Source organism: Clostridia bacterium (genome assembly GCA_017438525.1).
Lineage (GTDB): Bacteria > Bacillota > Clostridia > Oscillospirales > RGIG8002 > RGIG8002.
In genome coordinates this window covers 1-12,419 of the sequence record JAFRVI010000055.1, presented here as the reverse complement: position 1 = coordinate 12,419, position 12,419 = coordinate 1, and the positions used below count along the sequence as shown (strand labels likewise).

Below are 12,419 nucleotides of genomic sequence, written 5' to 3'. Positions count from 1 at the left end.
GCCACACGGCTGTAGCTGCTGCTGTGGACGAGCTTGAAGGTCATATTGACGTTGAGGAACGACGGGTGAAAATAGACCGCGTCGCATTTCAGCCCGCGCTTTTTTATCAGCCGCGGGCTCTCGCGTTCGTCGAAGCAGACGAAGCAGGGGCCCGCCGCTTCAAACGATCTGTTCCCCACGCGGAAACGCGCCGCGCCTTCGCGCACGATAAGAAGCAGGAAACAATTATCCTTTATGTCAAGGTCTTTCAGCGTATCGTCCTTCACGCACTGCACCGGCGCAAGCTTTCCGACGTCGTATTCGCGGCCTATGGTCTGCGGTATCATATTGCCCCTCCGTTCGTTTTATTTCGCGTGCCGTTGTGTTCATTATAGTTTATGTTTCGATATAATTCAATCGGTTTTACGCAAAAACTGAAGCGCGGATAACAAAAACTGAAGGAGAGATAATTAAAAGCCCGCTGCGCAGACAACGAAGGCGCGGCTTCGCCGCCGGACGAGCGATGCTCGTCCCTACGGTTTCGGCAGCCGACAACCCCTCAGTCTCGCCCTGCCGCGCAGGCCTCGACGGCTCTCCTTGCACATGGGAGCCGCGGGCGCCGACTCCGTCGGCGGTGATATTATCGCTGACGCGATAGTGATATTGCCGCTTTGCGCGGCAGTTATATTTGCCCTTCGGGCAAGTGATATTGCCGCTTGCGCGGCAGTTTTCACTCCCTCCGTCATTTTTTGCGAGCAAAAAATGACACCTCCCTCGTCTGAGGGAGGTGCCCGAAGCTGTGCGTTATTTTATTACTTCGCGTAGACCTTTTTGAGCCGGACGAAGCGCGGGAGGCCGTCTTCCTTCGGGAGCTTGGTTTCGCCCTGGATCAGCGGGAGCGCGTACTCGACGAACTTTTCGTTCAGGCCGTCCTTTGTCTCGTTGAGCCAGTCGAGCGGTACCTTCTTCTCGGCGTTCGCGACCTCGGTCAGACCGAAGAGCTTGATGTTGCACTTATACTGACCGTTCTCATAGCTGCGCTCGAAGCCGACCATGCGGTCGGTCGTGCCGGCGACGGCGTATTCCACCGCGGCCTTGCCGGCGGCGAAGGACTCGTCGATGTCGGTCTGGGAGGCGCAGTGCGCGGCGCAGCGCTGCAGCAGCGAAAGCTCGATGCCGCGTACCTTCGCGCCCGTGCGCGCCTTGGCGGCGTTCGCGAGGAAGGAGGCGAGGCCGCCCAGCTGCGAGTGGCCGAAGCTGTCTTTGGCGAGGTTTTCCGCGCCGTATTCGGAGATGTATTTGCCGTTCTTATCCTTGATGCCTTCGGAAACGACGGCGATGCACTTGCCGTTCTTCTTGTAGATCTCCTCGACCTTGTCGAGGAAGGCGTCGAGGTCGAAGTCGACTTCCGGCAGGTAGATGAGGTCCGCGCCGTTGCCCTTGTAGTTCGCGAGGGAGGCGGCGGCGGTCAGCCAGCCGGCGTTTCTGCCCATCGCCTCGATGACGGTGATCATGCCGGTGTCGTAAACGCGGGCGTCGCGATAGATCTCCATAACGGAGGTGGCTATGTACTTCGCCGCGGAGGCGTAGCCGGGGCAGTGATCGGTGCCGGCGAGGTCGTTGTCGATCGTCTTCGGGATGCCCATGACTCTGCATTCCCAGCCGGATTTCGCCATATACTTGGATATCTTGTTGCAGGTATCCATGGAGTCGTTGCCGCCGTTATAGAAGAAATAGCGGACGTTGTACTTCTTGAATATCTCGAGGATGCGCTTGTAGTCGGTGTCGTCGTCTTCTGCGTTCTTCAGCTTGTAGCGGCAGCTGCCGAGCGCGGAAGAGGGGGTGTATTTCATATACTCCAGCTCCTTCGGGTCCTCCTTGCCCATGTCGAGAAGCTTGTCGTCGAGCACGCCCTTGATGCCGTGCTCCGCGCCGTAGACGGCGGTGATGCACTCGGTCTCGAGCGCGGTCTTGATCGCGCCGTACGCGCTGGCGTTGATGACGGAAGTCGGTCCGCCGGACTGGCCTATGATGCAGGCGCCTTTGAGTTCACTCATTGTTTTTCCCTCCGTTTTTGCGAATTTTTACAACCGATACATTATACAACCGATATGCGTTTTGTGTCAAGCGGAAACGGGGGATTTTCGCGGAATAACGCCCTTTTCGGCGCTTCGGTGAAGAAAAAAACGCAAAAAAAGTTCAATTTTATTCAATTTGCATATTCCTTTTTTATTAAAAACGTGATATAATTGTGATACAAAAGTGAAAGTGTGGGGAATTATAATCTTTTCCGGAAAGGATGTGGAGAAATGTTCAGCCGGGGCGAAACCGTGATTTACGGCGTCAACGGAGTCTGCCGTATCGACGGTATAACGCAAATGGATATCACGGGCGAGAAGAAGGATTATTACGTCCTTAAGCCCGTCTTTAACGGACGCTCCACCCTTTTCGTGCCGACGGATAACGAGAAGCTCGTCGGCAGGATGCGCCCGCTTATTACCGAAGCCGGAATCAAGACGCTCGCGAAGAAGTTCCCCTCCATCGAGCCGCTCTGGATCGAGGACGAGGACGAGCGCAAGGCACGCTGCGCCGCCGCGCTTGCGGATAACGACCGCGAGACCGCCCTCGCGCTGATAAAGGCGATACGCGTACACCGCGACAGGCAGTTCGACATCGGCAAGAAGCTCCACGTCGGCGACGAGCGCTTTTTGAAGGACGCCGAGAAGCTGCTGCGCGAGGAGGCGTCGTTTGTGCTCGACAAGCCCTTCGACCGCGTGCTCCCCTTCCTCGAGGAGAAGGCAAAGGCGGTATAGCTTCGCGGCGCAGACAGGTCGAGCGGTGCGCCGTAGGGGCGATCTTGATCGCCCGCGAAATCACGCAGCCGGCAACCGACGGAATGCGGCTTCGCCGCTGTCATCCTGAGCGGAGCAGCCAACGGCTGCGAAGCCGAAGGATCTTAAAGACGAGGCATTCTTGAATAATAAAGTGTGCGGTAGAAAGCGAACGGTCATATCCGTTTTCGACTGCACGCTTTTTGTTTTATACGTCCGTTACCGACAAGATCCTTCGACTCGCTTCGCTCGCTCAGGATGACAGGCGCCGCTTCGCGGCGACACCTCATCCGTCTTGCCGTCGTTTCACGTCGGCAAGCCACCTTCCCCTCAAGGGGAAGGCTTATAGAGTTCCTGCGCCTCAGGCGCCTACGGCGCCGGCAGCGCAAACACGCCCCGCAGCAGCACCGAAAGCGCAAGGCGTTTCAGCGGCGGGAGCGTATCGAGAATGATATCGGCCGCGGCGACTACGGTCTCCGCGGTTTTTTCGTCCATGCTTTCGCCGATGCGGGGCGCGGAGTCCAGCGCCTTCACCGCTTCGCCGAGCGTCTGCTCGACGCTCTCCGCGAGGCCGGCCTCCTGCTTCAGACAGAGCGCGCAGGCGGCGCCTCCGAGCAGGACGGCGGATATGACGAACGCCGCGAGGAACACGGCTGCGTTTCTTTTCGTTTCGGTCTCTCCTTACTTTTTCAGAACGTCCAGCATCACCTTGCCCATCAGCTCGGCGGAGTACAGCGCCTCGTCGAGCGTGTTGACGTCGCTGCCGACCTCGAAGAGCAGCGAGCCGGAGGTGAAATGCATATTGTAGCGCGCGGCGGCGACGTTAAGCGGACGGAGCAGGCCGGGGTACATACGGTCGCCCGCGTACTGCAGCGCCGCGGCGAAGCCGAGGTTTTCGCGCCAGGTGTCGAAGGTCAGTCCGCCCTTGTCGGTGCCGCTGATTATCATTATCTGCGCCGCCTTTTTGCCGTCGACGAGCACGGTCGGCTTGACGCGCGTGCCGTCGTCCTTCCAGATCGCGTCGCGGTGGACGTCGACGACGATCTTAATCGACGGGTACTGCTCGAGGTATGACTTTATGCTTTTCGCGGCGCGGTCGTAGGAATGCGAATACGCCGGGTGGTCGTGGAAGGAGGTGTCGTGAAGGCACTTCACGCCGCCCGCTTCGAGCGCGGCGATGAGCTTTTCGCCGACCGCGACCATGTTTTCGTCCGGCGAGGTGCTGCGCCGCGCGGAGGAACCGTTGACGCCGGGCGCTTCGGCGGGCAGGTACGCCTCCGTCGCGTGAGTGTGGACGATAAGCACCTGCGGCTCGTCGGTTTCCGCGAGCTTGAAGGCGGGGCCGGCGGTGACGAAGTCGTTTATGTCTATATTATAATCCGTGCGGTTTGAAAAATGCACCTTGGAGGAGTCGTTTTCGCTCGTGCCGCGCAGGATGCTCATTTCGCGAACGGCGTGCTCGTAGGAGCCGGCGTCGGCGTTCGCGGGCGCGATCGCCTCAGTCTGCACGGCGGGCGGCTCGGGCGGCAGCGTGGTCTCCTCGTAGCCCTGCGCCGGCGACGGCTCGCGCGGCTCGTCCGAAGGCGCGGAAAGCGGAGCAGCCGTCAGCAGCAGCTCCGCGATTATCGGCTCGCCCGTGTTTTTCGCCGCCGCGGTCAGCGCGATCAGCGCCAGCAGCAGCGTCGGTATTATCGATAGCAGTTTGGTCGTTTTCATCGTCTTCATACCGCATTCTATGCGGACGGAAGGGCGAATATGCAACAAAAAAGAGCAGGCGCGGGGCTTGCTCTTTTTTATATTCACTTTCCGAAACCGTCAATCGTCGTCGTCATCCCATGATGATGTAATATGTATCTCTCCGGTCTCCATATCCATAGCCATATTGTCCCCCATCCGCATCATCATATCGCCGTCGGAATTAAAGCGCATATCGCCCGAGCCGAAGATGAATTCCCCGTCGTCATAATCAAATATCGGTCCGCCCATTTTTTACGCCTCCTTCAGTATTATCGCATATTATATCATGAGACGCCTTAAATATCAATAGTTTAATAAGAAAACCGCCGTCAATGACGGCGGTTTTCGGCGGATAATTCAATTACATCTGGCTTCTGTAAAGCTCCGCGATCTCGGCGACGCTGGTTTCGCGCGGATTGCCGGGGCGGCAGGCGTCCGCGTAGGCGGACTCGGAGAGGAACGCGACGTCCTCCTCCTTCAGAATGCCCTGGAGGTTCGCGGGGATGCCGACGTCCTGCGAGAGCTTGCGGACCGCCGCGATAGTCGCGTCCGCCGCTTCCGCGTCGCACATCGTGTCGATGCCCTCGACGCACATCGCCCTGCCTATGGCGCGGTAGCGCTCGCCGCTGACGGTCTTGTTGTACTCAAGGCCGACGGGCAGCAGGATCGCGCAGGCGACGCCGTGCGGCGTGTCGTAAAGCGCGGAAAGTCCGTGCGCCATGCTGTGAACGATGCCGAGTCCGACGTTCGAGAAGCCCATGCCGGCGATATACTGGCCGAGCGCCATGCCTTCCCTGCCCTCGGGGGTGTTCGCGACGGCGCCGCGGAGGTTCGCGGATATCAGACGGATCGCTTCGAGGTGGAACATGTCGCTTATCGCGCAGTGTCCCTTCGTGATGTAGCCCTCGATGGCGTGGGTGAGCGCGTCCATACCGGTCGCGGCGGTCAGGCCCTTAGGCATAGTCGCCATCATATCGGGATCGACTACGGCGATCTCGGGGATGTCGTTGACGTCGACGCAGACGAACTTGCGCTTTTTCTCAACGTCGGTGATGACGTAGTTGATGGTGACCTCGGCGGCGGTGCCGGCGGTCGTCGGGACGGCGATGGTGAAGACGGCGTGGCGCTTCGTCGGCGCGACGCCTTCGAGCGAACGGACGTCCGCGAACTCGGGGTTGGCGACGATGACGCCGATCGCCTTGGCGGTATCCATACTCGAGCCGCCGCCGATGGCGATTATGCAGTCCGCGCCGGACGCCTTGAACGCCTCGACTCCGCCGACGACGTTTTCTATCGTGGGGTTGGGCTTGATGTCGCTGTAAACGGCGTAGGCGAAGCCGGCCTTTTCGAGCAGGTCGGTCACCTTCGCGGTCACGCCGAACTTCAGCAGGTCTGCGTCGGACGTGACGAACGCTTTTTTGAAGCCTCTCGAGGTCAGCTCGGGGACGATGTTTTCGATCGCGCCGTGTCCGTGGTAGGAGATCGTGTTGAGAACTATTCTGTTTGCCATGTGCCATTCCTCCGTTGCATTTTGTTATAATTATTTGCTTTTATTTCACCTGTAATTCGCGTGCGGGACGCTACTTCTTCCGTTTCGGCCCGGGGAGCTCGCGCACGAGCGCTTCAACGGCGCGGCGGACGAGTTCCGCGCCGGCGCCGGAGAAGTCGAGCTGCTCCTTCGCGCCCTCGTAAGGGACGGCGCGGCGCACGCCTGATTCAGATTCCGCAAGGATGCGTTCCGCGGCCGGCGTACCTTTTAGCAGCAGGCGGTTGTCGTAAACGCCGCCGATCAGCTTTCCGCCGACGTAGATCATATATTCGCCCATCATCTGCTTATACGTTACGTCCTCAAGCCCGCACAGCATCGCGAGCGCGCGGTCGAGGTTTTCTTTTTTCGACGGCATTGTGTGCTCCCCTTCCTGTCATCGCCCGCCCGCGCGGGCGTTTTTATCCGCATATCACTCTTCTCGCTTCGTTCAGCTGCTCCTCCGTCGGAACGAAAGACGCGCTGCCGTTATCCGGCATCCCGACGCTCTCCGCCTTCGAGCCGCCGAAGGCGTGATACGGAAGGACGTCCGCGCCTTCGCAGCTGCGGAGCTCGGCGGCGATCTCCGCGACGCGCCCGTAATGCGCCGCATCCGTGTTGACGCCGGCTACGAGTATGCAGCGCAGTCTTATGCGCGCACCGGCGGCGTCGGCGGCGTAAAGATGCGCCAGTATCGCTTCGTTCGACGCCCCCGTGTATCGCTCGTGCCTGCGGGCGTCGGTATCCTTCACGTCCCACAGGAACAGGTCGACGTAAGGCAGCGCGGCGGTAACGTCAAAGTAACCGCAGGTCTCGACCGCGACGTTCAGCCCCTCGGCCTTCAGCCGCTTCACGAGTTCAAGCGTGCCGGACTGCGCGAACGGCTCTCCGCCGGAGAGCGTCACGCCTCCCTTTTCGCCGTAGAAGGCGGCGTCCTTTTTCACCTCGCGGACGATCTCCTCTATGCTCATATCCGAGCCGCACACGCGCAGCGCGGACGTCGGGCATTCCGCGGCGCACCTGCCGCACGCGACGCAGCGGCGACGGTCGAGCGTATGCCCCTCCGCGCCGAAGGCGTGTGCTCCGTTTTCGCACACGGCGCAGGCGCGGCATCCGACGCACCTGTTTTTGAAATATAGAAGCTCCTTTTCGCTCCGCTGCATTTCGGGATTGTGGCACCAGACGCACCGCAGCGGACAGCCTTTCAGAAAGACCGTCGTCCGCACGCCGGGGCCGTCGCGCATACAAAAGCGCTGTATTTCCGCTACTCTGACCGTCGGTTCATTTGCCGCTTTCATTCTGACTTATCACCATATCCTGCCACTCTTTGTTGAGGGTCACGAATCTCGCGTTCCAGCCGGATACGCGGACGGAAAGCCCGGTATAATCCTCCGGACGTCTCTGCGCCTCGCGCAGCACCGCGGCGTCGACGACGTCGGGCTGCATAAAGAACCCGCCCGACTTCACGAATCCGCGCAGAAGCGAAACGAGCGCGTCGAGCCCTTCGCCGCCCTTCGTGACAGAGGGCAGCAGTTTTATATCGAGCGCCGCGCCGACCGGGAGCTTCGCGAGCGGGCACTTGCAGTAGGAGCGTATTATCGCCGTCGCGCCCTCCCTGTCGCTGCCCGGCGTCGGCGAAGCGTTCGCCGCGAGCACTTCCCCGCGCCTTCTGCCGCTCGGGCACGCGAGCCGCTGCTCCGACCACTCGAGCTGGCGCCCGAAGGTGCTCACGCCGCCGGGGAAGCTGTAGCCGCTTCTGCCGTCAAGCGACGCGCAAAGCTCCGCGAAGTCCGAGAGCAGACGCACGCAGAGCAGGTCGACTTCGTCGCTGTCGTTGCCGTAGTAGGCGTATTTGTTCAGCGCGTACTGCCGCAGGGGCTCCGCGCCCTCCCAGTTTTCGCGCAGGACGCTCATAAGCCCGCCGAACGTTGCTTTCTTATCATCAAAAACGAGTTTCTTTATCGCATACAGACTGTTGACCGTGTCGGCAAGACCGCCGATATGCGGCGAAACGACGTTATACGCCGGACCGCCCTCGAGGTAGGAAAGCCCCTTTTCGACGCAGCCGCGCTCGAAAAGCGAGACGACTGTGCAGGGGATCGCGCGTTTCCATATCCAGCCGTCGGTGCCGCGGCGGTCCATGTTATAGGTCAGCGCGTCCGAGAGTATCCCCTCCAGCAGATCGCGCAGGTCGGACAGGTACGCGCCGTAAAGCTCGGCGAAGCTGCCGAACACGGCGGAGCCGTCGTAGCTTTTCAGCGTCTTCTCCTGCAAAAGCCTCAGGGAGTCGAAGGGAACGTATCTGAAGTAGGTTTTGCCCGGCGCCTGCACCTCCCAGCAGCCGTCGTTCGCGAAGCCGCGCGCTTCGCGCAGAGGATAGCCGTATGCGGTCATCGCCTCTATTACCTTTTCTTCGTTGTACGCGGCGAGCGTGCCGCCGCCAAAACGCATCACTTCCGCGACGCGGCGAAGCAGTTTTTCGTCGCTTTTCGAATTGAGGCGCACGGTCGTCGGGAAATCGCTTATCCCGAGCTCTTCTATGATATCGAGGATCAGATACGTTACCTCATTGGTCGCGTCTTCCCCGTTCCCGTCCACGCCGGATATTACGAGGTTCTGGTAATGCTGCGCGTCGCCGGAAACGTAATTGCCTCCGCATATCCACTCGCAGCCCTTTATAAAGAAATGCGCGAGTATCTCCCGCGCGCGGTCGAGCGTTATCGCGCCGCTTTCGAGGTCGCGTTTCAGATACGGGCCGAGCAGTACGTCGAGCCGGCCGATGCCCGGCCAGTTCCCGCACAGACGCAGGAACGCGAAGGCGAACCACACGCTCTGCACCGCCTGGTGAAACGTCCGCGCGGGTCTGTGCGGAACGACGAGCAGGTTTTCGTAATTCTCCGCAAGCCCCGCTTCGCGAAGCGCGTTCAGATAGCGTTTATGCCATATATCGAAGCTGTCGAGGCAGCTGACGCAGCTTCTCGCGAACTCCTCCCTTTCGGTGCCGCGGTATTCTTCCGACGCCTTCTCCGCCTTCGCCCTGACGGCGTCGAGCCCCTCGCGGACGACCGAGAAGAAATCCACCGTGAGATGGCTTATGCTCTGACAGACCGGCTCGCCGCCGAAGTACGCAGGCACGACGTGGCCTATCGCCGCGCCGAGCGTCGCCGCGCCGCTGACGAGTTCGCCTTCGCATATGCGTATCGGCGCGCTTTCCGCGATCCTTCTGACGGCGGCGTCGTACTTTCCGCAGGGCGAAAGAGCGTCGAAGCCTTCGATATCGTCGAGCGTGACAAAGGGCGTCTTCTTCGCGTCGAGCCCGTATTTGCAGCCGAGCGATCCGGCGGCAAAGCGGCGCGTCGCGTCACTGAGCCTTTTCGGACGCGGTATTCCGTTTATCGATGCGAATTCCATTCTTTCACCCTGTCCGGCGGTCCCGACCGCCCTTGTTTTACGCTTTGATTATACCATATCCCGCCCGCGAATGCAACGGCGGGACATAAAAAATACGCACACCGCGGGGGTGTGCGTATCGCTTTATACGCTTTTATGCGAGCGTAAGAGCCCTTTCCTTCAACTTGCGCTTGCGCTCGTACATAATGCGGTCGGCGCGCTCGAAGATCGTGTTGTAGTCGTTATCGCTGCCGGGAATATAATCGCTCATACCGCTCGAAACGACCACAAGGCCCTGCTCCTGATTCGCCTCGACCTTTTTATCGAAGTCCGCGAGCAGCTCCTCGCGGTGGCGGTAATCCTCGCCCGTGAGGAACGCCACGAATTCGTCGCCGCCGATACGGTAGACCGGACTGCGCTTGAACTGATCGCAGATAAGGCGGCAGGCGCTCTCTATGTATCTGTCTCCCGCGTCGTGTCCTTCGGTGTCGTTCACCGTCTTCAGGCCGTTGAGGTCGAAGATGACCACCGCGAACTCGTTCAGTTCGCCGGCGTCGATACGTCTGTCGATTTCCGCCTTTTCTTCGGCGTAGGCGTGCGGGTTTTTGACGCCCGTGAGCGAATCGGTGTACGCCTTATGCTTCGCGCTGCCGAGCTCGCGGGTATACGCCCTTCTTTCGTCCTCGATTATGAACGCGTGGATGAGGCAGGTGGTTATCAGGCATCCGACGGCGTAGAACGGGAACAGCGGAAAAAGCGTCTGCAATATCACGAACACCACCATAACGATGCCGGAAAAGCCGATCGTGCGGTGATGCCGACGCGCCTTGCCCTTCGATTTAGCCGCCACGGCGAGCGAGTAGGCAGACGTGGTGAGGAACAGCGCGATCTGGATCCCGAGCGTGACGTACCTCGCGCTGCCGGGATGATAAACGCCGCTTTCGTCGAAGCAGAAAACTATCGGATACAGGAAGTTCAGCGCCAGCGTTACAATCGCGTAAAGCAGTATCGCCCAGCCGACGTATTTCAGCACCCTGCTGAAAAGATTGTTGTTGCCGAGATATTCAACGACGTAACGCGTCCACAGCAGCAGCGACACGACCATGGCGACAAAGTAGATTATCGTATCCGCATAGGTGAGCGCGGTAAGATTCCATCCGTACAGCAGCCCCCAGAGAAGATCCGAGATATAGTAAACGAGAACGCTCATCAAAAAGCGCTTGTATATGATCTTTGAAGCTGCATCATTCGCCTTTTTGCTCGCCCTCATCACGTTGTGGTTGATTATCAGCGTGATGATTATCGCGAGCGCGGCGAAACTCGAATAATACATTTATTATTCTTCTTTCATTGCGTTTTCGCGCGGTATGCGCGCCGTAATACGCTTTAATTTTATCTCAAAAAACCGATACTGTCAATACGTTCGGCGCAAAGGGCGCAAAACGCGCGTTATTCCCCGAGCATCGAACGGATCGCCATATCCGCCAGGGCCTCCATACCGTCGGCGTCGGGGTGGGTTCCGTCTACGGAGGCGTAGGGCGTATGGAAGGCGTAAAAGTCGATAAGGCGGACCTTGCCGCCCTCGTCGTCGACCGCCCGCCTGATTAAGTCGTTGAACTTCTCGATATGCACGCCTTCGCAGACCGGCGGGAACACGAAGTCCGGCCTGCCGGGAATGAAGGTCGTTCCGAGCGTGCAGCACCATATTTCCGCTTCGGGATAGTTCCTGCGGAGCTTGCCGAGCATCGCGGCGTAGGCGGCGGAAAAGACGGTGTCGGTGATGCCGTCGGCAACGTCTTCGTCGCCCTCGTAATACTCCTCGCTCGTCATATCCGGACGCGCGCCGAAGCCCCAGTCGTTCGTGCCGAGGTAGACGATTATCACGTCCGGAAGCGCGTCGCCGACGTGCAGGCCGCCGGTGCGTTCGTCGCAGCAGCCGGACGGGAACTGTTCGTTGAAATAGGGGATGCGCGTGACTCTGCTGCCGGACCACGAATCGTTCACCAGCAGCTTGCCGCCCAGGCGGTCTATCAGCTTTCCCCACCACGTATCGAGCGGCTTCAGCACCCGCGCGATCCACGAATTAGCGCCGTAGTAGTAGAGGTTGTACCCTTCGGGATTGTATCCCTCGAGCGTGCTTATCGAGTCGCCGAGTATCGAGAACGCCTTGCCCGCGTAAGGGGAACCGGCTCTGTTATCTTCCATTTATAAAACACTCCTTCAAGACTGATTCTTTTGCTCGACGCGGCAAAAGCATAAACTCCGGCGCGGACCGAATCGGTGAAAAGACAGCGGCACACGCACACCTGCGGCGTGCGTGTGCGCATAAAGCGGTCAAAAGCGGCACGGCTTGCGCGCCTTCACCGGCGCAGCGCGCGGGCGGCGCGGACGCGCGTTACTCGATCGTCAGTATGTCGCTGAAGCCGGTGACATCGAAAACTTCCATCACCATATCGCAGACGTTGACGACCTTCATGGCGCCCTGCCCGTTCATGATCTTCTGAGTCGAGAGAAGGACGCGCAGTCCGGCGGAGGATACGTACTCCAGCTTCTGCAGATCGAACGTCAGTTCTTTCACGCCGGGAAGAGAATCTTTCAGGGATTCTTCGAGCTCCGGCGCGGTGGTCGTGTCCAGGCGGCCCTCAAGGGCGACGGTCATATCGGATCCGTTGATAGTCTTGTTGATGTTCATAGTGTTTCCCCTTCTCCCGCGTTGTTGATGATAAACTCCTTCGTATTCACCTTTTCCCTCATTGATATGCGCCGTGAGCGTACAGCTTTACGCGCCCGCAAGGGCAAATTATTGTTATCGTATGCCAGTATAACACAAAAAACCACAGATTTCAATGTTTCCGATATGCAAATATTAATTATTTTATTCGCCTTTCAACTGCGCGGAGCGCAATATCACTCGGCGTCAGCCGAATATAACTGCGTAGCAATATAACTCGCCAAAG

Annotated in this window: 13 protein-coding genes; 1 reads left to right on the top strand and 12 read right to left on the bottom strand. The window is 59.3% G+C overall.

The annotated features are described in order from the left end of the window. The coding region (locus tag IJL83_05645; protein MBQ6553080.1) for a hypothetical protein at window positions 1-326 on the bottom strand (326 nt) is incomplete at its 3' end. A gap of 465 nt (window positions 327-791) precedes the next feature. Next, the gene (locus tag IJL83_05640) at window positions 792-2,036 is read right to left on the bottom strand and encodes a 6-phosphofructokinase (GenBank protein ID MBQ6553079.1); all 1,245 of its coding nucleotides are present in this window, start codon (window positions 2,034-2,036) and stop codon (window positions 792-794) included. A gap of 252 nt (window positions 2,037-2,288) precedes the next feature. On the opposite strand from IJL83_05640, the gene IJL83_05635 reads away from it, so the two are divergent. After that, on the top strand, window positions 2,289-2,792 hold the full coding sequence (locus IJL83_05635) for a CarD family transcriptional regulator (GenBank protein MBQ6553078.1): 504 nt from the start codon (window positions 2,289-2,291) through the stop codon (window positions 2,790-2,792). 387 nt (window positions 2,793-3,179) lie between these two features. On the opposite strand, the gene IJL83_05630 is transcribed toward IJL83_05635, so the two are convergent. The 10 genes from IJL83_05630 to IJL83_05585 all read right to left on the bottom strand — a co-directional run bounded on the left by IJL83_05630 (window position 3,180) and on the right by IJL83_05585 (window position 12,154). Further along, window positions 3,180-3,461, bottom strand: a complete 282-nt coding sequence (locus IJL83_05630; GenBank protein MBQ6553077.1) for a hypothetical protein — start codon at window positions 3,459-3,461, stop codon at window positions 3,180-3,182. 30 nt (window positions 3,462-3,491) lie between these two features. Beyond that, window positions 3,492-4,535 (bottom strand): stage II sporulation protein P, encoded by a 1,044-nt coding sequence (locus IJL83_05625; protein ID MBQ6553076.1) that lies wholly within the window; start codon window positions 4,533-4,535, stop codon window positions 3,492-3,494. Between the two features lie 90 nt (window positions 4,536-4,625). After that, window positions 4,626-4,796, bottom strand: coding sequence for a hypothetical protein (locus IJL83_05620; GenBank protein MBQ6553075.1), 171 nt, complete (start codon window positions 4,794-4,796; stop codon window positions 4,626-4,628). 112 nt (window positions 4,797-4,908) lie between these two features. Further along, a complete protein-coding gene (gene fucO, locus IJL83_05615; GenBank protein MBQ6553074.1) occupies window positions 4,909-6,057 on the bottom strand; it encodes a lactaldehyde reductase in 1,149 nt (382 codons plus the stop codon). A gap of 70 nt (window positions 6,058-6,127) precedes the next feature. Continuing rightward, entirely contained in the window at window positions 6,128-6,451 is a 324-nt protein-coding gene (locus tag IJL83_05610) for a TfoX/Sxy family protein (GenBank protein MBQ6553073.1), read from the bottom strand. 43 nt (window positions 6,452-6,494) lie between these two features. Beyond that, complete coding sequence (locus IJL83_05605) at window positions 6,495-7,370, bottom strand: glycyl-radical enzyme activating protein (protein MBQ6553072.1); 876 nt, start codon at window positions 7,368-7,370, stop codon at window positions 6,495-6,497. Then, window positions 7,354-9,483: a hypothetical protein gene (locus IJL83_05600; GenBank protein ID MBQ6553071.1), complete on the bottom strand. Its 2,130-nt coding sequence runs from the start codon at window positions 9,481-9,483 to the stop codon at window positions 7,354-7,356. The genes IJL83_05605 and IJL83_05600 overlap by 17 nt, the downstream gene beginning before the upstream one ends. Window positions 9,484-9,616: 133 nt before the next feature. Further along, window positions 9,617-10,795, bottom strand: a complete 1,179-nt coding sequence (locus IJL83_05595) for a diguanylate cyclase (GenBank protein MBQ6553070.1) — start codon at window positions 10,793-10,795, stop codon at window positions 9,617-9,619. A gap of 116 nt (window positions 10,796-10,911) precedes the next feature. Continuing rightward, the gene (locus tag IJL83_05590) at window positions 10,912-11,667 is read right to left on the bottom strand and encodes an SGNH/GDSL hydrolase family protein (protein MBQ6553069.1); all 756 of its coding nucleotides are present in this window, start codon (window positions 11,665-11,667) and stop codon (window positions 10,912-10,914) included. Window positions 11,668-11,857: 190 nt separating this feature from the next. Further along, window positions 11,858-12,154, bottom strand: a complete 297-nt coding sequence (locus IJL83_05585; GenBank protein MBQ6553068.1) for an STAS domain-containing protein — start codon at window positions 12,152-12,154, stop codon at window positions 11,858-11,860. Between the last annotated feature and the right edge of the window lie 265 nt (window positions 12,155-12,419).